The following is a 26,977-nucleotide window of genomic DNA, read 5'->3' as shown; positions in this document are numbered from 1 at the left end:
TTAAATGATGTGTTTCCCTCTACCCAAAAACTCCCTTTTGCCACATCGCCCTGATGTGGCTTTTTTTTATGCCGCAATTTTAATTTTTACAGACATGGAGTATCTCATGAACCATATTGTTGAACCACAAAGCAGCAAATCCATACCACATTTACCGTTAGCTAAACCTAATCCTAGTCATGCCAAACGCCTTGTTAAAACCAAAGGCATGAGTCGTGAACAATGGTTACAGGTACGCAAACAAGGCATTGGTAGCAGTGATGCAGCCGCAGCCTGTGGGCTTAATCCTCACATGAGCATGTTAGAGTTATGGATGATTAAAACAGGTCGGATGCAGAACCAGCCTGATCAACCGACCCAAAACAGTTATTCCCCCTTATATTGGGGTAATCAGCTTGAGCCTTTAATTGCCAACTATTACCAACACAAGACAGGTCATAAGGTGCGTAAGGTCAATGCGGTGTTACAGCATCCTGATCCTGACAAACACTTTATGCTGGCGAATCTGGACTATGCCGTTGTGGGCTGTAATGAAGTACAGATATTGGAATGTAAATCAGTGGGGGAATGGGGAACCAAACTCTGGCGTGATGGTGTGCCTTTATACGTGATTATTCAGGTACAGCACCAACTGGCAGTGACAGGCAAACAGGCAGCGCATATCTGTGCCTTGATCTGTGGACATGAAGCCAAGATTTTTAAGGTTGAACGCAATGAAATTGTGATAGACCAAATCATGACTTCTGAACGGATATTCTGGAGCTGTGTGGAAAATGACATACCACCGAGTGTTGATGCCAGTGCATCGGCAGCCAAAGCCCTGCAACTGCTTTACCCACAACATACCCCTTTACAGACCGTTGATTTCTCCACACTGGAGGGTGTTGATCAACTGTTTACTGACCTGCTGCATGAGGAAAAACAACTGACTGACCATCAAACCAAGTATGACTATCTCAAACATCGGATTCAGGCACTCATGAAAGATGCCGAGAAAGCCATCTTTTCCAATGGTACTGTGACATGGAAAAAATCAAAGGACAGTGTGGTACTGGATCAAAAGGCATTATTACAGGCACAGCCTGAGCTATTAAACCAGTACCCACAGCCCCGACAAGGCAGCAGACGCTTTAATATTTATTCTGCAACAACCTAAATCGTCTGACTAAACAAGTTTTAGACCTATTTCCATCACACACCACATCAAACCATTTTATTTCCCTAAATTTAGAATTTGTGCAAAGTCGCCCCTCTTGTCCTTTCCCTAATACTAAGGAAAAGACGGTGGAGCAGCTTTGCATTTTTTATGTTCGCACAATGATTTCTCCCATGACATATGACTGGAAATCGTTTTTTCAGGAGGATTAAAAATATGGTGTAGGAGACAGTGCCTTCAATGGATTTGGGGAATCCGTAAACAAATGCAATAAAGGATAATCACCATGATTAAAGGTTTAGCAATTACCCCACCTGTGTTGGGACGTATCAGCATTGGCAAGATCGTTGAAAAAAATGGCAAACGTCTACCTGAAAAGGATGACCAGTTTACCATTACCAGCCAAATCCAGACTAAGGATGGCTGGGTGAAACATCCACTGGATGAACAACTTCGGGAAAAGGCACAAAATCAGAAACTTAGAACCATTCCAGCCCGTATGATCTTTAATGAACCTGAACTCAATCTTCGGGCAGAGTACAGCCTGTTTGACCGACAAACAGGACGCTTAATCTGCTCAGGCAATGGTGAAACCTGTCAGCGACTTGGACAGAACGGCATTGAGCAGCATCCATGTCCATCACCTGATCTATGCCCACTGGCACAAGGCGGACTGTGTAAGCCTTATGGCAGGCTGTATGTCAATCTGGATGAGTCGGATGAGTTTGGGACGTTTATCTTTAGAACCACAGGCTTTAATAGCATTCGGACATTGGCAGCACGGCTTCGTTACTACCATGCTGCATCGGGTGACTTACTATCATGCTTACCGTTGCAATTGACCTTACGAGGAAAAAGTACCACTCAAAGTTACCGCACTCCGATTTATTACGTGGATTTAACTTTACGTGATGGAATCAACCTGCAAGAGGCAATTACATCAGCTAAGCAGATTGATGAACAAAGCAAAGCCGCAGGGTTTTATCAGGAGGCGTTGGATCATGTGGCACGGCAGGGTTATGGCAATGCTAGTTTTGAGGTGGGAGGTGACGAGGGACTGGATATTGTGGAGGAGTTTTATTCGGATGATTCAGCTAAACATGAGCAACACTATCAAGCACAAGACATGGTAGATGTTCAGGATATCAAGAAAGGGCTACAGCAATCTGTACAGGCTTTGAACTAGGTAAGCTTTAATAGTAAGGGGGCTTTTGCTCCCTTATTTTTTTATTTGAGCAATAATAGGTTGTTGGTTTTTAATTCATCTTAACCGTGTATGAAATAATGAATTTATTTTTTATTTATTTGCAGTACGTAAAAAAGTGCAAAAAATATTTGCATTAGTGAATGCAGCACAGTATAGTGACTTCACGCAGTAAAAAACTTCAGTAGAAGTTCTACTGCGTGAATTTGAAAAATTAGCTAATTGCCAAACCAGTAATTTTTCAAAACAAAACTCACTAATCACAGGAGACTTTGTTAAACAGATTATATCTGAAAAATAACAAAGTACTCCAAGTTTATTAAAGGAAGGACTATGGAGACAAAATTAAAAAATATTGCTGAGATTTATACAGGGTTTACGCAACGCCCCCCTGAAAAATCAGTAAATGCTTTTGATTTAAAAACGATTCAAATTAAGGATTTAACCAAGGAACAAGTCATCATTTTAGATGATCAACTGGTTGATCTTGAGTGGTCTTATGATTCGAAGCCACAATATTTAAAGCATAATTCACTCATTGTGGTTGCTCGTGGGGAACCACGAGCATATGTATTCAAAGGTCAGCAACTGGATCAGGTTGCTGTGAGTAATCAATTTATCGTTGTAAATTTAAAGGTTGATGAAATTAAACCCGAATTTTTAGCTTGGTACTTTAATCATTCACAAGCAATGCGATCTTATTTTGAAATGAATAGTCGAGGATCATTGCTCATGATGCTCAGTATTTCGACCTTAAAAGAAGCTGAAATAGTTATTCCCTCTATGTTTCAACAAGAAGAGATTCTTCGACTTGCCGAAGAAGCACACAATGAAGCTTTAATATTCAAACAATTGACAGCTTTAAGAGCTGAATACAATCAAGCGAAGAGCGAACAAATTTTAGTGCAAGCCAAAGTGGCGCAATAAACCGAATTTTTGAATTGGAGAAATGAAAATGACAAATGAAGTAAATCAACACCCACAGCATTCTAAACTTGTTGGACTAGTTTGGAGTATTGCCAATATTATTCGTGGACCTTATCGTCCACCGCAGTATCGTCGTGTGATGTTGCCGTTAATTGTATTAGGGCGTTTTGATGCGATTCTTGCACCGTATGCAGATGAGATGAAAGCATGCTATGAAAAAGCTGTGGCGAATTTGCAAGATAAAACCCCAAATGTCTTTTTACAAAAGCAGTTGAGCCAAATTGCGGATAAAAATCGTAAACAAAATCTTTATAACATCAGTGGTTTTAATCTACAAAAACTGTTGGATGATCCAGATCAATTCACGGCAAATTTAACAAAGTATATTGATGGTTTTTCACCTAAAGCGAAGGATATTTTTGCCAAGTTTGAATTTGCGAAAGAAATTGAAAAACTTGATGATGCAAACCGTTTATATAAAGTCTTTCAAGAGTTCCGTAATGGTTTGGTTGAATCAGGTTTAAGCCTTGCGCCTAGTAGCGTAAGTAACTTACAAATGGGCTACCTATTTGAAGAGTTAGTACGTAAGTTTAATGAACAGGCAAATGAGGAAGCAGGGGATCACTTTACTCCACGTGAAGTGATTGAGCTGATGGTGAATTTAATCTTTGAAGAAGATCAGGATGAGCTGATTAAAGCAGGCGTGCACCGTAGTATTTATGACCCAACGGCGGGTACGGGCGGGATGCTGTCTGAGTCGGAGAAATTTCTTAAGAAATACAATGAGAAGATTAGCCTTGATGTCTATGGGCAAGAATATAACCCTGAGTCTTATGCGATTTGTTGTTCTGACTTATTGATTAAAGATGAACCTGCTGAAAACATTGTGTATGGCGACACGCTTGGTGTGAAAAATGCCAAGGAAAAAGATGGGTATGTTCCACGTGATGGTCATGCAGATAAAGACTTCCACTATATGTTCTCAAATCCTCCTTTTGGTGTGGAATGGAAAAACCAAAAAGACTTTATTGATGAGGAAGAGAAGCAAGGCTTTTCAGGTCGCTTTGGTGCAGGCTTGCCACGAATCAATGACGGATCATTATTGTTCGCTCAACACATGATTTCTAAAATGAAGCCTTCGCCTGAAAATGGTGGGGAAGGCTCACGTATTGCTGTGGTATTTAATGGTTCACCATTATTTACAGGTGATGCAGGCAGTGGTGAAAGTAATATTCGTCGTTGGATTATCGAAAATGATTGGCTTGAAGCGATCATCGCTTTACCTGATCAGATGTTCTATAACACAGGTATTTATACTTATATCTGGATTATTTCGAACAAAAAATCTGAACAGCGTAAAGGTAAAGTACAGCTCATTGATGGTACAACACATTATCAAAAGATGGCGAAGAGTTTGGGTAATAAGCGTCATGAGTTATCTAAAGCTCATATTGCTGAACTGACTAAGTTTTATTCGAAATTTAAAGACCAAGACACCAGTGCATTGATCCAAACCAAAGCTGGTGAGGCAAAGGTGTGTTCAAAGATTTTCAATAATCAAGACTTTGGTTATTTAAAGCTGACTGTAGAACGCCCTTTACGGTTGAATTTTACAATATCTGCTGAACGTATTGCCTTGTTGGATGATCAATCTGCTTTTGCAGGCTTAGCGAAGAGTAAGAAAGTAAAAGATACTGCTGAAATTGCAAAGGAAGAAGCAGCAGGTCGCTTGCAGCAAGAAGAAATTAAACAGGTACTTACAGAAAAAATTTCTGATCAAGTTTGGAAAAATCGTGATGAATTTTTAAAAGTACTTGATCCAATTCTAAAAGGATTAAGCTTTAAACTTGGCGCACCTGTGAAGAAAGCGATTTTGGAAGCGTTGTCTGAGCGTGATCAAACTGCGGATGTCTGCAAAGACAGTAAAGGGAATATTGAGCCAGATACGCAATTGCGTGATACGGAACTTGTTTCATTCCCTGACAATTTGACTTTACCTTTGCCTGTGAATTATGACAAAGAGCCTGACTTGTCTAAGTTATTGCCATTGGTTACAGCGCATTGCGAAGCTTATTTAAAAGCGGAAGTTTTACCGCATGTGGCTGATGCGTGGATTGATTATAGTAAAACTAAAGTGGGTTATGAAATTCCAATTAACCGTCATTTCTACGTGTATGAGCCACCACGCCCTTTAGAGGAGATTAAGTCTGAGATTGTTCAGCTTGAGCAGGAGATTATGCAGATGTTAGGAGGTTTGTCTGCATGAGCCAATTACCACGTTACGAAAGTTATAAGGATAGTGGCGTGCAATGGTTAGGGGAAATCCCTAGCCATTGGGATGTTAAACGCATGAAATTTGTAGTTGCTAATGTAGGGGATAAAGTTGATGCCAAAGAATCTGATCTTAGATATTTTGGTTTAGAAAATATTGAATCATTTACAGGTAAATTACTTGATTCAGTAGAGATTGAAAGTGAGGGGATAGGTCATAGATTCCAAAAGGAAGATGTTCTATTTGGTAAGCTAAGACCCTATTTAGCTAAAGTTTTTTTAGCTCAAGAAGAAGGTTTATCTTCTACCGAAGCTTTGGTGTTTAGATCTTCTGAAGTAATTTATCCAAAGTTTTTAAGTTATTACTGCTTATCGCAAGATTTCATTAATGAAGTTAACGGAACAACTTTTGGCTCTAAAATGCCTCGTGCAAGTTGGGATGATATTTCTTCATTTAGAATGGTTTATCCAAGTTTGGATGAACAAAAAATCATCGTAGGTTTTTTAGATAAACGTCTTGCCCAAGTTGATGCTTTAATTGCTAAGCAAGAAATTTTATTGGAGAAATTGGCTGAACAGCGCGTGGCTTTGATTTCTCATGCAGTGACTAAGGGTTTAAATCCTGATGTGGAAATGAAAGAGAGTGGCGTTGAATGGTTAGGGAAGGTGCCTAGAAGTTGGGATATTGCGAATTTAAGATATTTTATATCTTGTAATAGCGGTGATGCTTTAGAAAGTTCTAAAATTCTGAGAGACGCAGACGAATTTAATTATATACCAGTTATTGGTGGTAATGGTTTATTAGGTTTTACTGAAAATTCTAATTATAAAAAAGAGTGTATTGCTGTAGGACGGGTAGGTGCTCTATGTGGCAATGTTCATTTTATTGATTATGAATCATGGATTAATGATAATGCACTGTTAATTAAATTGATTTCAGATAAATTCAATATAAATTATTTAGTTTATTTATTAAGATCTAGAAATTTAAATGAATTGGCTTCTAAAACGGCTCAACCACTTTTAACAGGGACACAAGTTAAGGCTGAAAAAGTGTGTATTCCTTTAATGAGTGAGCAATTAGAAATTGTTAGGTATTTAGATACTAACTTAGAAGCCTTAGATAAATTACTTGAAACAGTAAATAAGACAATTCAAACGCTAAGAGAATATCGCTCAACCTTAATCACGCAAGTGGTGACAGGGAAGATTGATGTTCGAAATCTTAAAGTAAACTAAAAATATTGGGTCATATTTTTTTGGGGGGAAATGCCATGCATAGCGAATATTATTTTGAACAAGCCATCGAACAAAGCTTAACAACGGCTGGCGGTTATGTAAAAGGCAACCCTAAAGACTATGACCCAAGAATTGCTCTATTTCCTAAAGATATCGTTGCCTTTATTCAGGAAACGCAACCAAAAACTTGGGAAAAAATCCATAACTCATGTAAAGATGAAACAGAAACTCGTATTGTCAATGATTTAGCACATGCGTTAGATACGGAAGGTGCTCTATCAGTTTTACGCCAAGGCTTTAAATGCTTTGGTAAAAAAATCAAAATGGCATACTTTGCACCGAATACCAGCATCAATAAAACCACTCAAGAACAATATGATGCCAACGTACTCAAATGTACCAGACAGCTTCATACAGAATTTAATGAAATTCCAGATATGGTGCTTTCGTTAAATGGTATTCCACTAGTCACACTTGAACTTAAAAATGAGTTTTCAGCATCGGGTTGGAATGTTGAAGATGCCAAAATTCAATTTAAAAAAGATCGCAATGCCAAAGGACGTTTATTCGACTTTAAAAAACGTACCTTGGTTCATTTTGCAGTAGATACTTGTGACGTCTATATGACCACGAAGTTGGATGGAGAAAATACCTTTTTTCTACCCTTCAACAAAGGTTATTTAAACGGTAAGGGTAATCCTCCTGTAGAAGGTGATGTACGCACGCATTACCTATGGACGGAAACTTTAGCGCGTCATAGCTTTATGGAAATTTTTGCGCGCTACATGCATTTGAGTGTAGAAAGCAAAAAGATTAGAACGGATACAGGTTTTCGATATATCGAAAAAGAAATAATGATTTTCCCACGTTACCATCAATTAGATGCTGTGCGTAAACTCACAAAACATAGTAAAGCCAACGGTTCAGGTCATAACTACTTAATTCAGCACTCAGCAGGTTCAGGTAAGTCAAATACCATTGCTTGGCTCGCACATCAATTGGCATCGATGCACAATGCAGATGATCAGAAAATATTTAACTCTATTATTGTGATTACTGACCGTATTGTACTTGATCGCCAGTTACAAGATACCATTGCACAATTTGAGCATAAAGATGGTGTGGTACAAAAGATTGATGAGAACACCTTACAGCTCACCAATGCCTTAGCTTCAAATGTACCGATCATTATTACCACAATCCAAAAATTCCCATACATCATGCAATCTATTCGTACCCAAGCGAAAAAAGGAATTAAGGTTGATTTGAGTACAGAAGGAAAGCGTTTCGCTGTTATTGTCGATGAAGCCCACAGTTCACAAAGTGGCGAAACAGCAATGGAGCTACGCAAAATTCTAAATAAAGATGGGATTGAATCTGCGATTGCTCAAGAGTTTTTAGATGATGGCGATGAGGATGAAAGCGAACTCACCGATGATGTGAAAAAGCATTTATTTGCAGAAGCATCAAAGCGTAGTCGCCAACCTAATTTAAGTTTCTTTGCTTTTACTGCAACACCCAAATGGAAAACACTCGCTTGCTTTGATGAAGCAGGTGATAACGGAGAAGCTCCGTTTCATCATTACAGTATGAAACAGGCTATTCAGGAAGGCTTTATTTTAGATGTGTTGGCAAACTATACGACTTATGGGCAATACTATAAATTAATCAAAATTGCTGACAATGATCCAGAACTTGCAAAGAATAAAACCAAAGCTTTGATGGCTCGTTTTGTTTCCATGCATCCAAGCGTGATCGCTCAGAAAGTAGAAATCATTGTCGAGCATTTTAGAACAGTGACGATGCACCGAATTGGTGGTCGTGCCAAAGCAATGGTTGTAACGAATTCTCGTGAACAAGCAGTACGCTATAAGCTGGCATTCGATGAATATATTAAAGAAAAAAAATATACAGGGATTAAGTCTTTAGTCGCTTTTTCAGGGAAATTAGAGGTCGATGGTACTGAATATACAGAACCTAAAATGAACGGTTTTAAAGAAACTGAATTACCTGATCAATTTGACACAGATGATTATCAAGTACTCTTGGTTGCTGAAAAATATCAAACAGGATTTGATCAGCCTTTACTACACACCATGTTTGTAGATAAGAAGCTATCGGGAATTCAAGCAGTACAAACCTTATCTCGTCTGAACCGTTGTGCTTATGGTAAAGAAGATACTTTTGTATTGGACTTTGTGAATACCCATGAAGACATTTATAAAGCATTTAAACCATTTTACGAGTTGACTAAACTTGGCGATATTCCAAATGAGCAAAAGTTGAATGAGCTTGGTCATACATTGGATCAATGGAAGTTTTACTTTGATGCTGATTTAAATGAGTTTGCAAACATTTGGTTTAAGGATCGAAGCAAGCTAACAGGTCATGAACATAAACAGTTAAATAGTATTATTGATCGTGCTGTTGACAAATATAAGAAAATTCATCCTGATGATCTTGTGCATCAACAAGAGCAACAAAAACTATTTAAAAGCCAATTACAAAGCTATTTAAATTTATATCTGTTTGTCTCGCAAATCATGGACTTTACAGATTCAGAGCATGAGCAACGATATGCATATTTAAAAGCTTTACTGCAAAAGTTACCGAAAGGCTCTAAAGAAAATGAAGTTGATTTATCTAAAATTGTTGAACTTCAATTTTATCGCCTACAGAAGTTAAGTGAAAATAGTATCGATTTAGGGCATGGTGAAGCGAATGCCTTGAAAGGTTCTACAGATGTGGGAACAGGGCAGGCAGAATCTACTGATAATGTATCGCATCTGATTGATGAGTTGAATGAGGCGTTCGGTACAGACTTTACAGTAGCTGATCAATTGTTCTTTGATCAGGTTGAGCAAGCAGCCATCGAAAATGAAGAAATTGTACAAGCAGTGAACGCAAATTCTTTAGACAGTTTTACAGAGTACTTATCTGGAAAGTTGATTGATCTGTTTCTTGTTCGCCTTGCAGGAAATGAGGAAGTCTGTAATAAGGTTATGAGTACGGATGAATTGCGTAAAAAAGTTGCTGAGCGATTGGCGAAGCATATTTATACACGGACGAAAAAGATGGTATCTTAAATGATTCATTCATTTCCAAATTGTAAAAAATCTATAATTACTTGATTAGTTTGGGTGTTACCCAAACTGATGAGAGTAAGTATATCTATGAATTTTAACTAATTAATGGTCCAATCATTTATATATAGTGATTGAAAGTCAGCCAGCTAGTCAAAATGAGAGTATTACCGTCCCAGTCAGAAAAAACTAAATCGATGTGGGATGGAGGGGAGTTGCAGGACTGTTCGAGCACGAGAGATGTTTATAAAAAGAATATCAAGCATATTATGTCTTTGAGATAGCTTCAAAATGAGACTGTTTTGTGTCTTAGAATATTGAGAGAAATCCAAAAATTAATTGAAATTTATTTTAAGAGATTCAATATTATTTTGAGATTTCATTAGAAATAATAAAAAATTATCATGATCTATTTTCGAAAAAACAAACTTGAAGTCATAGGAAATCGTGATTTTAACTGTAGGCATATCATTAAAGAATAAATCTATTTTGAATATTTTATAAGATTTAGTAGTTAATTTTTTACCGAAAAAATCGAATAAATCATTATCAAAGCTCTGTGTGTAAAGAATTTTCTTTTCAAAGATATTGTTTGGATGAATAATTTCACGAGCATCAATTTTGGAAATGTGGTTAATCGATTCGAGATTATTTTTTACAAAACTATCTAAATTTAAAGTCTTTTTATTTAAGGAAAATTGAAAATTAAAAATTTTAGATAATAGATTACGTAATTTTAATATGCTTCTAGGTTGATCAAAGACTATAAAATTATTCGTGCTGAATTTATAAATTCTAAAGATAGTAGTTTCGACTTTCATTCTCTCTAATTTATTTAAATTATTATTTAGGTCTAAGTATTCCTCAATAAAAATATTTTTGTAATTAAAAACACACTCTATATAGGAAGTACGTTTTTTTACAACTTTTATACTCTCAGACTCATTTCTTTGGGTCTCACGTTCTAAACGTGATGGTATATCACCAAAGTCACAAGGAAAGGATGCATCATAAAAGCTTATTTTATTCATCATCTTTTACCAATTGGTTATCATATTCAGTTACGATCTGATCATAGGTCATGTACAGGAACTTGTCGAAAAATTTTAAAAACTCCGCTTTTTCAGTATCTAAGATCTTGTGTCTTTCTGTCGTATAATTTTCACCTTTTATATTTTTTTTGTATGTTCCTTTTATGTCATAAAAGAAGCGAGTACATTCTTTTGGGTTATTAAAACCAGCATTGATTTCAATCAATCTATTATTTTTTGAATCTTCTACAGTCCATGTTATTTCTGTTATGTAATGGCCTAGAGCTCTTAATCCTTGATATAGTGTATTTGTGTGTAGTGATGAACCAGATAGATGAGCGGTTTTAAGGAAGCCAGAGTCTTTGCTAGGTTCTAAATCATTTGGATCCAAGTCCATTACTGAGTTTTTAGAGTTATGATGAACTTTTATTCGTTTTACATCATGCAAAGAATACTTTTTATCATCCATTACAATTAGATTGAGAAAAAAAGTTGTTCTATATTCAGATAATAAAATATTTGATAAAGTAATTTCTTTTTTCTTAAAGGTTTGGTGTTTTGCACCTGCCACCTTTTCTATGATTTTATTTACAATAGGGTCAAGAACTTCATCAGAATCATATCTAAATACGACGTCATTACCATTTTGTTCTACCGAAATAGATTGATCTGTTAATGGTTTTTGAATCAATCTAGTATTACTTCTTTCGAGTGTCGAAGTTGTTAAATTTACTTCGTATTTATTAACACCTACACCTTTATGGCTCATTTGATTATCAGAAAATTGTGGGGCTATATCTTTGATTACTTCTTTGAAGTCTGCCAACGAAGCACCTGAAATCAGTAAGGAAGAAGTTTTCTTACTTTTTTCATTATAGTTTAAATTATCCAAAATGGTTTTTAAGCTATACCAATCCTTGAACTGTGTGGAAATATATTGACAAATACTTTCTCTACTTTCATTCGTTGATAAAAAAATCCCTATATTTCTACAAATGGCTAAAAGTTTTTCATCAGGTAGTTTCTGTTTTTGGCTATATAGTGCATCAAATATTTCACGATCAGAGACGAGTAAATTATCAAAACCAAATTTTTTCATTATCTAATACCCATTCCAATTTCTAACTCACTAAATTCGGTCGTAAATCTTTTAATTTTCTGATGTTCAATACTATCTAGGAGCTCAATTAGATTTGGTTCTTTAATATTTAGTATGCTTTTACATTTATTGATTGCAGTTGTAAAATTTATAGGGGCAAATTGATCTTGTTCTAGTTGAAAAATTTTTATGGAATTTCCCTGCTCTAGAATTTGATGATGTCGAAGGTAGTCAATCAAATAGATAAACTCATCAACTTCTTCACCTGAGGGTCTATAAAATATTACTTTACAACTTTTTTCCTTATCTTCAATTATGAAAAATGGGGATTTAAGTAGATCTATGGTGGCTGATTTGCTAGAACCAATGGTGGCTTGATCTTTGCGTTGAGGGTAAAAGAAAGTATAGTTTTCTGTTAATACTTTTCTTTCAAGAAGTTTTCCAATATGAGATGCAACATTGTTTAACCAAAATATATCATTAGGATCTAATACGTATATTTTACTTTGCTTCGGTAGATTAAAAATATTAGAAGGAACTTTTTGAAGTTTACTTGTAAATGATTTTGTATACTGCCCATCATGGTTATAAATAAACAGCATTCCATGAATTCTATAATCTGTTTCTTGCCCTGAGTAAAGTTTCTGCCACTCATCACTAATTTCTGCACATTGAACTTGCATTGATAGACTAGTTAGAGTTGATTCAAGATCTAATTTTTCGAGTGTACTTTCACTAAAACTTTTCAAGTCTGTATGAATGAAGTTTAAAGTGTTGGTATATGGATCATTGTAATGAAACACTACGTCTGCAGGGTGTGTTTTTTTATTATGATCTAAGTCCTCACATTTCCAATTTTGATCTTCTGGTTTTGATTTTGACCAACCAAAGTAACTAAATATGTCTTCAGACATTATTTTGGCCATCTCACCAATGTTTTGAGTCTCTGCCATTATTTTTGGCTCCATTAGATTATTCTAAATTTTAGAAAACGGATTCTCATATACAAATCAATAATGCGAGCATTTATTCCTGTCACTTCTTGACCTACATCAAAATTAACTATTAATTTTGACTTCTATAGAGCTTGTGATTTAAATTAACAATTAAATTCTATAATAGCAAAGACATACCATAATTTCTTCTCTTTTCGCTATCCGTAAGCCTCGTTTTTTATATTCAGTTACTTGATCTTTTATAAGTAGTAAAAATTAGTTTTAATTTAATAACTGACTATATACAGGGACATAAAAATATTACTTCAGATCTTGATGAAAAGCTGATAAACGGAAATGCCATCCATATGTCTGATTTAGACCTAATCCTAATAGTTAATTTTTCGGTGGGTTATTGGATAACTTGATAGAGCTGGATGAGTTTTGCGGATGATAATAGTTTTGGGTATTTTTACCGTGAGCATTTATGAACCATCTTGTATATCATTTAGCAGCATTTTCCCTACATTTTCAACTAATTCCCCCTTATTTCACCGCCTTACTTGAGATTGAAAAATCAACTTGATAGGGTGCTTTAGGTGATTAAAAACTAGAGTTTTTACAGTGGCTAAAATTACAGTTTATGTATGTCGTGATTGTGGCAAGGAGGAGGATACGTGGATTGGAGAGTGTCTTCAATGTGGAGCATATAATAGTTTCAGCAAAACAACAGTTGAACGAAAGGCTCAACATCGGGCTACAGCAGGTTTAAGTCATTCTGGCTATGCAGGACAACAACATCATATTACCAAATTAAATATGGTGAAGATGAGTCAGGAACTTAGGTGTTCAACAGGTATAGGAGAATTTGATCGTGTATTAGGTGGTGGGCTAGTCACTGGATCAGTGGTATTAATTGGTGGTGATCCTGGCATAGGCAAATCAACGCTACTTTTACAAACTGCTACGCATATCGCAGAAAATCAATCGGTTTTATATATCACAGGGGAGGAGTCACTGTCACAAGTTGCTATGCGGGCTAAACGATTAGGTTTGCCACTGGACAGACTGGATGTCATGGCAGAAACGAAAGTAGAACGCATTTGTGAGATATTAACGGAACAAAAAACTTCTATGGTGATTTTGGATTCCATTCAAACTTTATATACGGAGGCTATTCCTGCTGCATCAGGCAGTACATCACAAATTAAAGAATCTGCTGCAATTTTAACCCGACTTGCAAAACAAAGAGGGATGTCTTTACTTATTGTTGGTCATGTGACCAAAGATGGTGTATTGGCTGGCCCTCGTGTACTGGAACACATGGTTGATTGCGTATTGTATTTTGAGGGGCAAAGTGACTTACAGTATCGAATGATGAGAGCTGTTAAAAACCGCTTTGGGGCTGTAAATGAATTAAGTGTTTTTGAGATGACAGATCAGGGGCTAAGGGAAGTTATAAATCCGGCAACGATTTTCTTGGATCGCTATGGTGAGGCAGTTGCTGGTTCTGTTGTCATGGTCAGTCGAAATGGGGTGCGACCATTTTTAGTCGAAGTACAGGCTTTAGTGAGTGAAACAAAAACTACACCTAGACAACTTATTTTAGGACTGGAGTATAATCGCCTTACTTTGCTGTTGACCATTATGAAAGAACAAGCCAACGTGGATATTCTTGAACATAATGTCTATGTCAATATTGTGGGTGGATTGAAAATTACAGAAACAGCGTCAGATTTAGCTGTTCTATTGGCTTGTGTATCGAGCCTAAAAAATCAACCCTTACCTCACGATATGGCTGTGTTTGGTGAAGTAGGTTTGTCTGGCGAGATTCGGTCTGTACCCAATGCACAGGAACGTATAAAGGAAGCACAAAAGAACGGATTTAAAACTGTAGTCGTACCTAAAGTGAATCAGCCAAAGCAAGCTTTGGACTCTATGCGAGTGATTGCTGTGGAGTATCTGTACCAAGTCTTACAAATTGTTTTTGATCAAAATAGTGAGCAGCTTGAGTAAGTAGGATAGATCAAATTGGTTTTACCTGACATTATCTACGGCGTTTGCTGTAAAAAATGAGCTTCATCTAGTAAAGTAGCGATTATGGTACAGGTAAAATTTTGTTGTGGTATCTACTTAATTTATTGCCAGTATTACCGTATTGAAAATCCATACTGAAGAGAATTGAAAGATAGCTAATGAATGCTGAACATCCACTACTGCTAGAAATTCAAAAAGGCGAAAGCAAGACGCTAGAGTTTAAACAGCAGTTACCTAAAGGCCAGCAAATCGCCAAGACTTTAATCGCCTTTGCAAATAGTAGTGGTGGTAAGTTGATTGTTGGGGTTTCGGATGATCGGCAGTTGGTTGGGATTCGAGAAGATATCTTTGACCTGCAAGATAAAATTACCTCAATGATTTATGAGTTGTGCAGTCCGCAACTGGCAGCACAAATCTATATTGAAAATATTGCAGGCGTAGAATTATTGGTTGTGGAAGTGGCTCGGGGAAGTTTATTTCCATACTATCTTAAATCTGTGGGGCGTGAGCAAGGTACGTATATCCGCTTAGGTGCAAGTAACCGTGTCGCATCACCTGAGAATATTCAACAACTGGAATTGCAACGCCTCAATGTGAGTTTTGATTCGTTAGCAAATTATCAATACCCTTTAGAAAAACTAGATTTAACAGTATTGGAAACGGCTTTTAAAGCTGCTGATAAGGCACTTACCTTAGAAAAAATGCTGAACCTAAAGTTGGTTATAGAGGAACAAGGGCAGCATTATGCCAGTCATGGCTTATTGATTTTATTGGGTAAATATGAGCATGTCATGACCCAGTGTGCCCGATTTAAAGGCACAAATATGAGCGTGTTTTTAGATCGTAAAGAATATACAGGAGATTTGTTTTCTCAAATTGAGCAAACAGAAATTTTTATTAAAAATCATTTGTCTTTACGTGCAGAGATTCGTGGATTAAAGCGTTACGATTATTTGGAAATTCCAGAAAATGCCATCCGTGAAGCCTTAGTCAATGCTTATGTTCATCGGGACTATAGTAATTTTGGACGCAATATTAAAGTTGCTGTTTATGATGATTTGATCAATATTGTATCTCCAGGTGGATTACCTAATGGTTTAACTGAAGCAGATTTGTTGCAAGGACGTTCAGAAATTCGTAATCGAGTATTGGCTCGTGTGTTTAGAGAGCTAGGTTATATTGAGCATTGGGGTAGTGGTCTGCAACGGATAAAACAAATCTGTGAAGCAGAACATTTAACCACACCTGAATTTTTGGAAACTGGTGATTTTTTTGATGTGAAGTTATATCGTCCTGTGATTGAGTCATTAGGTGGCTCAATAGGTGGCTCAATAGGTGGCTCAATCGAAGATTCAGGTGGCTCAATGGTAAACACTGAAATATTGACTGACCGACAAAATGAGATTTTAGTTTTAATTCAACAAAATCCTAAAATTTCTTATCGTGATATGGCGGTACAGTTGGGTATCAATAATTCGGCAGTAAAAAAGCACCTCAATCATTTAAAAGATGCAGGTTGGCTTGAGCGTGTTGGTGGAACACGTGGGTATTGGTTAGTAAAAAAAGAAATTGAGTAATTTTAGTTGTTTATCGAGCCACCGTACATGTTGCCGATCAAGCTACCGTACACGCTGGCGATCATGTTCGACATTTGATTTTAGTGATGAATCAAAGATAGTATAATTAGATACTAGTAAGTGTCATTATCATAGCCAAACTGATATGAAGTGAATATGGCTTTGAAGAAATCAAAAAATAATTTAATTACAGAGAATTGATTTTAATGAGTAATCATTTAATTCCTTTATCTACAATAAGTTTGATTTCTGACTTTTTGTCAGATTATGAGACCCATGCTTCAATTGATTCACTCTTAATGTATACTTTAGCTACAGGAGAGGCTCCTCAAGGTAGTAAGCCTGTTAAGGTAAAACAATGGTTGATGAATACTAATAGGGATTTATCCGCAAATCCATTAAAAGTTTTGGGGCGCATCCTTGAGGGATATATTGAAACATGTCCTTTTCAGAACTTGAGTGAAGAGTCACTGGATAATTACTGGAAAGCTATAGAAAAAATTAAAAAGAATCTCGCTGATAATTCCTTAGTTTACATGAACGGAAATATTTTATTTGGAAATTTGAATAGTTCTTCAAGGACATTGGAACAGTTAATTAAAGAGTTAGATGTTGCATCAATTAATCAGGAGTTTGACAGAGCAATTAATAATGTTGAATCTAGCCCACGTGAAGCGGTGTCAGCAGCTAGCAATATATTGGAGTCTATCTGTAAAGTATATATAGAACAAAATAAGTTGGAGAAGCCGAATAAACAGGATTTAAAAGCTTTATTTACAGTTGTTAGAAAAGATTTGAATATCAGTACAGATTCCATTGAGGATGAAGATATATTAAAAATAATATCAGGGATAGTAAGTACAGTCGACGGTATTTCTGCGCTAAGGACTCATGCGAGTTCTGCACATGGAGCGGGTGTTCGGACGTATAATTTGCAGCCTAGACATGCCAGACTTGCTATTCATTCTGCTCATACTATCGCACTATTTTTACTTGAATCATGGAGTCACAAAAAGAATAAAATTGCGATCTAAAAGTATTTAGTAAAATATGTAAATATTTTTAATAGAAAATTTACGCCATTTTTACGCCATTCTAAGAATATTATTTAATTAAGTTTTTGATTTGGTTAGTTAAATTTGTTTTAAGTGTCCAATCCATCATTGGCGCAACACTAATTCGTGGTTGAAGTTTATTTTCAATGGGTTGGAGATCAGTCATTAAAAAAACACGCCTTAAAAGAACAAGATGGAAGAACGAAATGGAAAATGGTGAAGAAATACCAAAAGCTGTCTGAAATACGATGAAAAAAACCGCATTTCAAGACGCGCGCAATATTAGCATAAATTGTGGTTTGGGGCATGGTCTTGCTAGCGTGACATATTCAAGGTCAGGCTAGAAAAAGTCGGAAGTGTGGCTTAAGTAATTTAAATTTTTATGTGATTAATCTATAATTTTATAAACTTTATTGTATGGTTTCTCAGCAGATTTAACTGCCTGCCTTTATGTCTTTATTTTCCCAATATCTATTGCAACGCCAGTTTTGTATCTCGTTTGAATATCTAACGACGCAAAAAACGCATCTGGTCCCAACGACATTTGCAGGCTTTCCTGTGTGCATGACATTGGCTGACCGAGTACAAAGTGACACGGATATTGCTCCTTTAGAAGCAATGCAAGACTACCCTCAAAGCATTGAAAAAATTCTGCATTATTCGGGGAAAGGTCGAGATATCTCAGATTTTCAAACTTTTCTGAAAGATGCTCAGCAGCACGGGGTAGAGAATTTACTTTTGCTCAGTGGTGATAAACTCAAGCAGCATCAGGATGGGGCAAATGATCCGACTCTACGGAGCCGTTATTTAGAGTCGGTCAATCAAGTCATGGCAGCCAAAGACTTTGGCGGGTTTTATTTAGGAGTGGCATTTAATCCTTTTAAATATGCAGAAGCAGAAAAGGATGCGCAGTATTTTAAACTGAATAAAAAAATTCAAGCTGGCGCTGACTATGTGATTACACAGTTGGGCTTTGACATGGATGTGTTGAGCAGTTACCAACACTATATGCAGCAATACTATCCACATGTACCTGTATTGGCTTGTGTCATGCCTCTGACATTTACCCGTGCCCGCTTTATGGCCAAGCAAAAAGTCGCAGGCATCGTGCTTTCAGCAGATGTATTAAATTTTTTGCAACAAGAACAGCAAACTGATGCCATACAAGCTGAACAAAATGTCTATGCTCGCTGTGCCTTACAAATTTTAATGTGTCAGCAATTGGGCTATGCAGGGGTTCATTTATCGGCTTGCCATAAAGCAGAAGAACAAGAGAAGTTGCAAAAAGCAATTCTGCAATTTGCCACATTAACGTTTGAACAATGTTTAGCAAAATGGAAGATGCTTTGGCGCTCTAGTGTCGATGTGAACTTCCACCCGACGGGCGCAAATAACCATAAGGCTCCAGTTGAACAAGTTTTGAAATATAAAAGTATGCATGTCATGCATGAGTTATTTTTTAGTTCAAAACTGGCCAAAGGGGCGGGATCTTATATTTTTGCGGCCAAATTATGGCAAAAACCGAAAGCTGATGCGGCCTTGCTGAAAACAGAATTTATCAGTAAACATGGCATCGTGGGTTGTGAAAGTTGCGGACAATGTCGTTTAGGTGAAACCTTATATATTTGTCCTGAAACCTGTCCCAAAGGATTAGCCAATGGACCCTGTGGTGGCTCCAACCTTGACCGCTGTGAGTTTGAAGACCGTGAGTGTATACACTCGGTCAAAGCGCGGTTGGCGAAAGCCGTCGGTCAAGAAAAAATGCTGAAGCAAGAGCTCATCCCTACCGTTGCAATTGAAACTCGCCACAGTAGCTCTTGGAAAAACTGGTTTGTTCCACCGAATTCGTCACCAACAGAACAATAATTCACTTAAAGCATTATTCAGTCTAAAACCTTCATAAAGGTGATTCTTTCAAGCGCTAATCATTCTAAAAATCAGACGAATAGTCGTATAAAAAAATGAAAAAGATGAAATAAACAATTAAGATCAACAGCAGATGAAAATCAAAAATTAAAAATAGAAATGTGAAGAATTTGGGGAATACCACATGATGAAAAAGACCTGCTTAGGAATAGCTTTAGTTTTCACATTGTCAGGCACAACAGGCTGTTCAGTTGTCATGGCAAGCAAGCAGCCAAACAAGAAAAATACCGAAATGATTCAACAAGGGCTGTCTCGTAACTTGGTGATTGCTGAATTTGGCGCACCGATCACCTCTGAATATAAAAATGGCAAACGCTATGAAATTTATACTTTTACCCAAGGTTATTCGACTGCCAGTAAAGTCGGACGTGCATTTTGGCATGGTGCTGCAGATGTGGCGACCGTGGGGTTATGGGAACTTTTAGGAACACCTGCCGAATCCGTTTTTAATGGAAAGAAAATGTCTTATGAATTGATTTTTGATGAAAATGATCTGTTAGAACGTTATACCTATCTCACACAAGATGAAACCAAATAGTTGAATACAGAGATATTTTGATTGCATGCCGGTAAACAATTGCGCTAAGTTCAAATGGTAGAAAAATAAACGAATTATCCATTGGAATTTAGCAGGCATGATGCTACTTGAAGAAATATTCAAAAGTAAAAAGTCGGAACATACCGACCAATTTAATTTACGCATTCATCGAGGTTTGAGTTGGCTGAAAAAGTCGATTGATCTTCAAGATGACCTCGATTTGCAATTTATCAGTTTGTGGGTGTCCTTCAACGCAATATATGCGCAAGACTTACAGATTGCTCAGGACAAGCAAAGCTTAAGGCAGTTTTTATATGTGATTTGCCAAAAGGATGCAGAGCATAAAATCTATAATATTTTATGGGAGCGTTTTAGTCAGCCGATACGGTTGTTTTTGGATAATCCCTATGTTTATCAGGGTTTTTGGGATTATCAAAATCAAAAAATTAGCCATGACGCATGCAAAGAGGGCTTGGCGCATGAAAAACAGAAAGTACTACGCGCGCTTAAAGAAAAAGATTCCGTTGATATTTTAATGGTGCTGTTCAATCGCATGTATACGCTACGCAATCAAATGGTTCATGGCGGCGCGACCTATAAAAGTTCGGTCAATCGGAAACAGCTTCAAGACGGCTGCACAATACTGTTGGCACTCTTACCGGTGTTTATGGTGATTCTTTTGGAAAATGCAGAAACCTTGGATTTAGGCAAACCCTTTTATCCCGTGGTGCAGGTCAGTTAATTTGCAAAAATAAAGCCACTTATTGTGGCTTTAGAGCAATGATCCATACATTTCATTGTGGATATTTCAGTTGCCGTGCAGTATAGAGTTGATCGATTAATACGAAAAATCCAGCAGCAATTACTAAAGCAATCCCTGTCATGCAGGTGGTGGTCCAGCCACCATGATGCCATGCAAACACGCCCAAAGCTGAACCACATGCACCACCGACAAAATAAAACGTCATGTAAATTGAATTGATTCGAGAGCGTGCAATCGGGTTGAGTTGGAAGATAATATTTTGATTACAGCTATGTACCATAGCCAAACCGAGGTTGATTAAACCATAGCCCAAAATATAAAAGGCGAGGGAGCTTCCACCCAAATATAGCAGTCCCCAACTGAGGGCCAAGATGCTGCAACCGAGCCAAGTTAATTTTCGGTTGAAACCCAAATCCGCCCAACGCCCAATCCACTGTGTCGATAGGGCACCAAATACACCAACTAAAGTCACAACACCGACCCAAACATCGGCCAATTGAAAAGGTGGCTCAGTCAGTAACATGGCAATGGTGGAAAACAGCATACTCATCGCGGCAAAGACACAGCCTCCAATTAGAGAACGGAAAATTAACCGTGGCTCATGTTTGAGTAATGCGCCCATTGACTGGAAAACTTGGCTGTAGGGCATCCGTGTGATGCTGACCACGGGCAGACGTTTTTTGAGTAAGAGTGCTAATACCAACATCAAGAGCGCACTGAGGATGTAAATCGATTTCCAATGAAACAGATAGGACAATAAGCCAGAGAGACTGGTCGATAACAGAATGCCGACCAATAACCCACTCATTAAAAAGCCAACAACTGCCCCAATTTTTTCAGGTCGTATCGCAACAGTGACCAAAGGGATAAGAACCTGAGCAGCCACTGAAAATAGCCCCGTGATAATGGTTCCTGCCCAAAGCATGTATAGATTGGTCGAAAAAGCACAGAGGGCTAAACCGACAGTCGCACCAAGCATGAGTAATGGAATAAATTTGGCTTTATTCACAATATCGCCAATCGGCACAATAAACAGTAGACCCAAAGCATAAGAAATTTGCGCAAAGGTGACGGTTAGCGCAACTTCAGATTGTGGAATTTGAAAGCTCTGTTGGATAGAAGCCACTAAAGGTTGGCAATAATAATTGGCACCCGCACATAAACCACATGCAGCAGCCATAAGCCACAACAGGGTTTTATCATGGCTAATGTCGATCGAGGCTTTCATAAATTGTCCAGATATTGGGCGGAAGCGTATGCAAAGAATTTGCTGCCACGCTGTTGTGGTCACTATAAGGAAAATCAAACAGGTCTTAAAGTGTTTCTCTGTGAATTGTATCCACGCACGCGTTTAGGATTTCTTACTGAGACTGATCATCAAGACACCCAGCATATTCAGACCGCAACCGACCCATTGCCATAGGTTTAAGTGTTCATTCAATAAAGCGACGGCCAGTAAAATCGTTAAAATGGGCCCGATAGAGGCAATCATAGCCGATTGTGCAGCCCCAAGTCGGACGATACTTTGCATCATCAAAATGGTTGGAAGCACGGTTACCAATAGTCCTAGCGCTAAACCATACAGCCAGACTTGACTCGGGAGTTGTTGGAGCAAGGCGATAGGCTGTGGTGTTGCAAATAGAAAATGAATAATCGTCCCAACGCAGGCTATGCTCAGGGCTAGACCAGTAAAGTGTAAAGAACCAAACTTTTGCATGAGGCCTGGCGTGAGTAATAAGTAAATTGCAAATAACACGGCACTGGCAAAAACCAAACTACATCCGAGCCAAAAATACTGATCATGTGGTGTGGTACTTTGTTCTTGTAGCATCACTAACACTGTCCCGCCATAACTTAAAATCAGGGCAAGGATGGTTTTAAAACTCAGTGGCTTTTTGAATAAAACAGCGGAAGCCAGTACAGTTAATGTGGGATACAGGAAAAGTATAATTCGTTCAAGCGAAGCACTGATATACATCAAGCCACGGAAGTCGAGCCAACTCGAAAAGTAATAGCCGATTAGACCGGAAATGAGCAAGAGCACCCAATCTTTTCGTTGAATCGTTTGATAGGAACGTCGACTCAGCCATGCAATGACCAAGAAAAACGGCAATGCACTCATCATGCGTAAAGCCATGAGGACTGTGGCATCGACAAGAGGAGAAAGTGCATAGGCTTGCTTAATAAAAATCGCTTTGGTACTAAACAAGAAGGCAGCAATCAGTGCAAAAATTGCACCGATGAAGTGCGGACTAAGGTTTCTTGACATAAGTTAAGGTGTGCCTCATGACGACTGAACGAATTCGACAGCATTGTTCTGATAAGTTTGAACTGTCATTTTGATTATAAAAAATGCATCGTGCGAGTAAAAATGCAAAAAAGAATAGTACTTATTCCTTTATGCATAAGGGATTGCTAGATCAAACATGAAAAACAGCGGAAGAAATGACCAATTTGGTTTTGAATTTTTTAATCTCAACATGACTCGGCAGGTCAAATATATCAGGCTGAAACATTTAAGGTGAAAATTGCACACAAATGGTGCAATAGTGTTTTTTAGGGATAGAAAGTCAGTAGCGATATCATGATGCTAAATATTCAAAAAATTATTTTTTTAGCTAAAAAAGTCAATTCTAAGACTTAAGGCGAAGCATCAGGTGGGGAGGGCAAGACTTCGATAAACCCGAAACGTGCGCAAAAATCCATCGGATATTCAAGCTGACCAATTTGACGAGACTGTGGCAGAAAAATGTCAGTTTTCAATGCAGGTCAACACGTCAAAACTGTCAAATGAGTCAACGAGCTGATGCAGTCTGCATGAAAGAGTGACTCTACCTGACTTAAGTCGATTTTTAATGACACGTTCAGCTCATTGTGGGTTGAATGAAAATGTCACAATGATCAACGCAGTGAAACAATCTGCACTAAAACTAGCGAAATTATTTATGTTTTTGGTCTTAAGTAATATTAAAAAGTTATAAATAGGATAAAAATGAGTAATAAATCGACAAATAAAACTGAATAAATGAAATATCGCACCATTCTTTTCATGAATCATGAGTTCAAAATATGGGTATTTATTAAATAAATATTGGGTAGTATTTTAAAAAAGTTCAATTAGAATCCAAAAATTGTACAAAAACACATCCTGAGGGGAGACATCGCGGATTGCGATGTTTACTTAAGAAAAATTAGCTTGAGGAACGCTCATGCAGATCGGAATTCCAGCCGAAACTGTTGTCGGTGAAAATCGCGTCGCTGCGACGCCTGAAACAGTAAAGAAGTTGATCAGCGCTGGTCATAGCGTCGTTATTGAACGTGGAGCAGGGGTAAACGCTGCTTACATCGATAGCGCCTATGAACAAGTTGGTGCCAAAATTACGGATGATGCCTATACCGGTAGTCAAATGATTTTGAAAGTTCGTGCGCCTAAAGGTGACGAAATTCAAAAACTCACAGCGGGTACCACCGTTGTAGGGATGTTTGACCCTTACCGCAACACCGAACTTGACCAATTTGCGTCACAAAACGTGTCTGCATTTGCATTGGAGCTTTTGCCACGAACCCTATCTCGTGCGCAAAACATGGACGTACTTTCATCTCAAGCCAACCTTTCAGGTTATAAATCTGTGCTTTTGGCTGCGGCAGAATATCAACGTATGTTCCCAATGCTGATGACAGCAGCAGGTACAGTAAAACCTGCACGTGTGGTGATCATGGGCGTAGGTGTCGCAGGCTTACAAGCCATTGCAACAGCGAAACGTTTAGGTGCCGTAGTTGAAGCAACTGACTTACGTCCTACAGCACGTGACCAAGTTGAATCTTTGGGTGGTAAATGGTTAGACGTACCAATGTCACCAGAAGAGCAACAAAAAGCAGCTGATGCTGCGAAAAATGGTTATGGCTGGATGCCGGGTGAAGACTACATTCGCGACCAAGCGATTATTGTTGATAAAGCCGTATCGAATGCTGACATCGTGATTACGACTGCATTATTACCGGGTCGTGACGCACCACGTTTAATCAAAGCAGAAACCGTTGCCAAAATGAAACCGGGCTCAATCATTTTAGATATGGCGGTTGAAACTGGCGGTAACGTTGAAGGTTCTGTTTGCGGCGAAAATGTCGTGACTGCAAATGGTGTGAAAATTCTCGGTATTCCAAATATTCCTTCAACAGTTTCGACTGAAGCGTCGGCACTGTACGCACGTAACGTTTTGAATTTCATAGAAACCATGTTTGATAGCGAAAAGAACTTCGCGATTAACCCTGAAGAAGAAATTCAAAAAGCACTACTTGTCACTCATGGCGGCCAAGTGCTGCTGAAACGTGGTTAAGGAGAATCATCATGGTTGAAACGATTACTATTTTTGTCTTGGCAATCTTTGTTGGTTACTACGTGGTTTGGGGGGTAACACCTGCGCTACATACACCATTAATGGCTGTAACCAATGCTTTGTCATCGATCATTATCGTTGGTGCGATGATTCAAACCGTTGGCATCCCAGGCATTGTGGATGCAAGCGTACAGTTCCAAAGCATTAACGTGGTAAGTATTTTAGGTGCGGTTGCCGTTTTCCTTGCAAGTATCAACATTTTTGGTGGCTTTGCGGTGACTGCACGTATGCTTGAAATGTTTAAACCTAAGCAAAAGAAAAAAGAGGGTTAATCCATGGAATTCATTAAAGAATATGCGGATTGGTTCTACCTGATTGGTGCCGTTCTTTTTATCTTAACGTTGCGTGGTTTGTCTGGTCCGAAAACTGCGATTCAAGGTAACCGTTACGGCATGATCGCAATGGCGATTGCTGTAATTACTACATTCTTTGTCGCAGATCATCCCGTGATTTGGATGATTGTGGGTGCAATGGTGTTGGGTGCAGTCGTAGGTATTGCACGTGCAAAAACAGTTCCGATGACTCAAATGCCTGAAACTGTGGCACTGATGCACTCATTAGTCGGTTTGGCTGCGGTACTGATTGCGATCGCTGCAATTCTACATAACAACCAATTGACTGCGGCATTCGCGGAAAATGAAGCAGTACTAACAGCTGCGGGTGTAGAACATGCTCATATGAGCAAAGTTCATTTATTTGAATTGTTTGTAGGCTGTTTCGTTGGTGCGATTACCTTCACAGCATCGGTATTTGCTTACGGTAAATTGGCTGCGAAGAAATGGGCAAAAACCATTTCAGGTGGATGGGTAAAACCTGTTCAAGCCTTAATTTTCCTTGCGATGTTGGCGTGTGGTATCTACTTCTTCACTACAGGCAACATGAATGCTTTCTGGGCAATGACTGTTCTTGCACTTGCATTTGGTTGGGTATGGATTGCGCCAGTAGGCGGTGGTGATATGCCAGTGGTGGTATCGCTACTGAACTCGTTCTCAGGTTGGGCTGCAGCAGGGATTGGTTTCACGCTTGAAAACAACATGCTGATTGTTGCAGGTTCACTGGTTGGTTCATCGGGTGCGATTCTGTCTTACATCATGTGTAAAGCCATGAACCGTTCAATCATCAACGTCTTGTTTGGTGGTGCAATGGGTGGTACAGCAGTAGCGGCGGCGGATAATGGTGAAAAAGCACAGCGTAATCACCGTTCAGGTTCTGCAGACGATGCTGGCTTCTTGATGTCAAATGCGGATAGCGTTGTGATCGTACCGGGTTATGGTATGGCGCAAGGTCGTGCACAAAATGCCGTGAAAGAATTGTGTGAAATCTTAAAAGAGCAAGGTGTAAAAGTTCGTTTTGCGATTCACCCTGTGGCAGGTCGTATGCCGGGCCACATGAACGTACTTTTAGCTGAAGCTGACGTTGCATATGAAGACATTCTTGAAATGGACGAGATCAACTCTGACTTCCCTGCAACAGATGTAGTACTGGTGATTGGTGCGAATGACGTTGTGAACCCAGCGGCAAAAGACGATCCAAGTTCTCCAATTTACGGTATGCCAATCCTTGAAGCGCATAAAGCACGTACCATTATGGTGATCAAACGCTCTATGGCTACAGGCTACGCAGGTCTAGACAATGACTTGTTCTATAACGATAAAACGATGATGATCTTCGGTGATGCGAAGAAAGTTGTGGAAGATATGACAAAAGCCATTAATGGCGGCGGTCATTAATCCATATTG

Annotated in this window: 20 protein-coding genes; 15 read left to right on the top strand and 5 right to left on the bottom strand. The window is 38.3% G+C overall.

Translation table 11 applies throughout. The annotated features are described in order from the left end of the window. Positions 1–106: 106 nt before the first annotated feature. From FTU83_RS05720 to FTU83_RS05695, 6 genes are all read left to right on the top strand, one after another. The gene (locus tag FTU83_RS05720) at positions 107–1,156 is read left to right on the top strand and encodes a YqaJ viral recombinase family protein (RefSeq protein ID WP_180105873.1); all 1,050 of its coding nucleotides are present in this window, start codon (positions 107–109) and stop codon (positions 1,154–1,156) included. Between the two features lie 286 nt (positions 1,157–1,442). Next, positions 1,443–2,342, top strand: a complete 900-nt coding sequence (locus FTU83_RS05715) for a hydrolase or metal-binding protein (protein WP_180105874.1) — start codon at positions 1,443–1,445, stop codon at positions 2,340–2,342. A gap of 351 nt (positions 2,343–2,693) precedes the next feature. After that, a complete protein-coding gene (locus tag FTU83_RS05710; protein ID WP_180105875.1) occupies positions 2,694–3,287 on the top strand; it encodes a restriction endonuclease subunit S in 594 nt (197 codons plus the stop codon). A 28-nt stretch (positions 3,288–3,315) separates the two neighbouring features. Then, complete coding sequence (locus FTU83_RS05705; RefSeq protein ID WP_180105876.1) at positions 3,316–5,553, top strand: class I SAM-dependent DNA methyltransferase; 2,238 nt, start codon at positions 3,316–3,318, stop codon at positions 5,551–5,553. After that, the gene (locus FTU83_RS05700) at positions 5,550–6,797 is read left to right on the top strand and encodes a restriction endonuclease subunit S (protein ID WP_180105877.1); all 1,248 of its coding nucleotides are present in this window, start codon (positions 5,550–5,552) and stop codon (positions 6,795–6,797) included. Before FTU83_RS05705 ends, FTU83_RS05700 begins: the two co-directional genes overlap by 4 nt. 35 nt (positions 6,798–6,832) lie before the next feature. Beyond that, positions 6,833–9,883, top strand: coding sequence for a type I restriction endonuclease subunit R (locus FTU83_RS05695; RefSeq protein ID WP_180105878.1), 3,051 nt, complete (start codon positions 6,833–6,835; stop codon positions 9,881–9,883). A gap of 332 nt (positions 9,884–10,215) precedes the next feature. On the opposite strand, the gene FTU83_RS05690 is transcribed toward FTU83_RS05695, so the two are convergent. Genes FTU83_RS05690 through FTU83_RS05680 form a run of 3 tightly spaced genes read right to left on the bottom strand, consistent with a single transcriptional unit; the run spans position 10,216 to position 12,963 of the window. Then, on the bottom strand, positions 10,216–10,914 hold the full coding sequence (locus FTU83_RS05690; RefSeq protein WP_180105879.1) for a hypothetical protein: 699 nt from the start codon (positions 10,912–10,914) through the stop codon (positions 10,216–10,218). Continuing rightward, positions 10,904–12,010 (bottom strand): hypothetical protein, encoded by a 1,107-nt coding sequence (locus tag FTU83_RS05685; protein ID WP_180105880.1) that lies wholly within the window; start codon positions 12,008–12,010, stop codon positions 10,904–10,906. The genes FTU83_RS05690 and FTU83_RS05685 overlap by 11 nt, the downstream gene beginning before the upstream one ends. Beyond that, positions 12,010–12,963: a hypothetical protein gene (locus FTU83_RS05680; protein WP_180105881.1), complete on the bottom strand. Its 954-nt coding sequence runs from the start codon at positions 12,961–12,963 to the stop codon at positions 12,010–12,012. Before FTU83_RS05680 ends, FTU83_RS05685 begins: the two co-directional genes overlap by 1 nt. A 606-nt stretch (positions 12,964–13,569) precedes the next feature. Here FTU83_RS05680 and radA point away from each other — a divergent pair. The 6 genes from radA (at position 13,570) to FTU83_RS05650 (ending at position 20,820) form a co-directional block, all read left to right on the top strand. Next, positions 13,570–14,961 carry a DNA repair protein RadA gene (gene radA / locus FTU83_RS05675; protein WP_180105882.1) on the top strand — a complete coding sequence of 464 codons (1,392 nt, stop codon included), beginning with the start codon at positions 13,570–13,572 and terminating at the stop codon, positions 14,959–14,961. Between the two features lie 179 nt (positions 14,962–15,140). Then, positions 15,141–16,559, top strand: coding sequence for a helix-turn-helix domain-containing protein (locus FTU83_RS05670; RefSeq protein ID WP_180105883.1), 1,419 nt, complete (start codon positions 15,141–15,143; stop codon positions 16,557–16,559). 206 nt (positions 16,560–16,765) lie between these two features. Continuing rightward, on the top strand, positions 16,766–17,593 hold the full coding sequence (locus tag FTU83_RS05665) for an abortive infection family protein (RefSeq protein ID WP_257222531.1): 828 nt from the start codon (positions 16,766–16,768) through the stop codon (positions 17,591–17,593). 471 nt (positions 17,594–18,064) lie between these two features. Next, on the top strand, positions 18,065–19,480 hold the full coding sequence (locus FTU83_RS05660; protein WP_180105884.1) for a methylenetetrahydrofolate reductase C-terminal domain-containing protein: 1,416 nt from the start codon (positions 18,065–18,067) through the stop codon (positions 19,478–19,480). 187 nt (positions 19,481–19,667) lie between these two features. Further along, positions 19,668–20,078, top strand: a complete 411-nt coding sequence (locus FTU83_RS05655; protein WP_180009025.1) for a hypothetical protein — start codon at positions 19,668–19,670, stop codon at positions 20,076–20,078. A gap of 97 nt (positions 20,079–20,175) precedes the next feature. Then, complete coding sequence (locus FTU83_RS05650; RefSeq protein WP_180004612.1) at positions 20,176–20,820, top strand: HEPN domain-containing protein; 645 nt, start codon at positions 20,176–20,178, stop codon at positions 20,818–20,820. A gap of 52 nt (positions 20,821–20,872) precedes the next feature. On the opposite strand, the gene FTU83_RS05645 is transcribed toward FTU83_RS05650, so the two are convergent. Together FTU83_RS05645 and FTU83_RS05640 are read right to left on the bottom strand one after the other, a co-directional pair. Next, a complete protein-coding gene (locus FTU83_RS05645) occupies positions 20,873–22,069 on the bottom strand; it encodes an MFS transporter (protein WP_180004611.1) in 1,197 nt (398 codons plus the stop codon). A 123-nt stretch (positions 22,070–22,192) separates the two neighbouring features. Further along, the gene (locus tag FTU83_RS05640) at positions 22,193–23,110 is read right to left on the bottom strand and encodes a DMT family transporter (protein WP_180004610.1); all 918 of its coding nucleotides are present in this window, start codon (positions 23,108–23,110) and stop codon (positions 22,193–22,195) included. A gap of 940 nt (positions 23,111–24,050) precedes the next feature. On the opposite strand from FTU83_RS05640, the gene FTU83_RS05635 reads away from it, so the two are divergent. From FTU83_RS05635 to FTU83_RS05625, 3 genes are read left to right on the top strand one after another with little or no spacing between them, the layout of a single operon-like run. Beyond that, positions 24,051–25,178, top strand: coding sequence for a Re/Si-specific NAD(P)(+) transhydrogenase subunit alpha (locus FTU83_RS05635; RefSeq protein WP_078191288.1), 1,128 nt, complete (start codon positions 24,051–24,053; stop codon positions 25,176–25,178). A gap of 11 nt (positions 25,179–25,189) precedes the next feature. Further along, positions 25,190–25,510, top strand: a complete 321-nt coding sequence (locus FTU83_RS05630) for a proton-translocating transhydrogenase family protein (RefSeq protein ID WP_180008997.1) — start codon at positions 25,190–25,192, stop codon at positions 25,508–25,510. Positions 25,511–25,513: 3 nt separating this feature from the next. After that, positions 25,514–26,968: an NAD(P)(+) transhydrogenase (Re/Si-specific) subunit beta gene (locus FTU83_RS05625; RefSeq protein WP_078191286.1), complete on the top strand. Its 1,455-nt coding sequence runs from the start codon at positions 25,514–25,516 to the stop codon at positions 26,966–26,968. Positions 26,969–26,977: the final 9 nt, after the last annotated feature.

The organism is Acinetobacter sp. YH12152 (genome assembly GCF_013418285.1).
Taxonomy (GTDB): domain Bacteria; phylum Pseudomonadota; class Gammaproteobacteria; order Pseudomonadales; family Moraxellaceae; genus Acinetobacter; species Acinetobacter amyesii.
Note: the sequence above shows the minus strand (reverse complement) of the source record. Positions and strands in the feature narration are given on the sequence as shown.

Coding starts and splice junctions, on each gene's coding strand:
- FTU83_RS05635 (WP_078191288.1), top strand. CDS start 24,051: ATGCAGATCGGAATTCCAGCCGAAACTGTTGTCGGTGAAAATCGCGTC.
- FTU83_RS05630 (WP_180008997.1), top strand. CDS start 25,190: ATGGTTGAAACGATTACTATTTTTGTCTTGGCAATCTTTGTTGGTTAC.
- FTU83_RS05690 (WP_180105879.1), bottom strand. CDS start 10,914: ATGATGAATAAAATAAGCTTTTATGATGCATCCTTTCCTTGTGACTTT.
- FTU83_RS05625 (WP_078191286.1), top strand. CDS start 25,514: ATGGAATTCATTAAAGAATATGCGGATTGGTTCTACCTGATTGGTGCC.
- FTU83_RS05715 (WP_180105874.1), top strand. CDS start 1,443: ATGATTAAAGGTTTAGCAATTACCCCACCTGTGTTGGGACGTATCAGC.
- FTU83_RS05655 (WP_180009025.1), top strand. CDS start 19,668: ATGAAAAAGACCTGCTTAGGAATAGCTTTAGTTTTCACATTGTCAGGC.
- FTU83_RS05645 (WP_180004611.1), bottom strand. CDS start 22,069: ATGAAAGCCTCGATCGACATTAGCCATGATAAAACCCTGTTGTGGCTT.
- FTU83_RS05710 (WP_180105875.1), top strand. CDS start 2,694: ATGGAGACAAAATTAAAAAATATTGCTGAGATTTATACAGGGTTTACG.
- FTU83_RS05650 (WP_180004612.1), top strand. CDS start 20,176: ATGATGCTACTTGAAGAAATATTCAAAAGTAAAAAGTCGGAACATACC.
- FTU83_RS05685 (WP_180105880.1), bottom strand. CDS start 12,010: ATGAAAAAATTTGGTTTTGATAATTTACTCGTCTCTGATCGTGAAATA.
- FTU83_RS05670 (WP_180105883.1), top strand. CDS start 15,141: ATGAATGCTGAACATCCACTACTGCTAGAAATTCAAAAAGGCGAAAGC.
- FTU83_RS05700 (WP_180105877.1), top strand. CDS start 5,550: ATGAGCCAATTACCACGTTACGAAAGTTATAAGGATAGTGGCGTGCAA.
- FTU83_RS05705 (WP_180105876.1), top strand. CDS start 3,316: ATGACAAATGAAGTAAATCAACACCCACAGCATTCTAAACTTGTTGGA.
- FTU83_RS05695 (WP_180105878.1), top strand. CDS start 6,833: ATGCATAGCGAATATTATTTTGAACAAGCCATCGAACAAAGCTTAACA.
- FTU83_RS05665 (WP_257222531.1), top strand. CDS start 16,766: ATGAGTAATCATTTAATTCCTTTATCTACAATAAGTTTGATTTCTGAC.
- FTU83_RS05640 (WP_180004610.1), bottom strand. CDS start 23,110: ATGTCAAGAAACCTTAGTCCGCACTTCATCGGTGCAATTTTTGCACTG.
- FTU83_RS05720 (WP_180105873.1), top strand. CDS start 107: ATGAACCATATTGTTGAACCACAAAGCAGCAAATCCATACCACATTTA.
- FTU83_RS05680 (WP_180105881.1), bottom strand. CDS start 12,963: ATGGCAGAGACTCAAAACATTGGTGAGATGGCCAAAATAATGTCTGAA.
- FTU83_RS05660 (WP_180105884.1), top strand. CDS start 18,065: ATGTCTTTATTTTCCCAATATCTATTGCAACGCCAGTTTTGTATCTCG.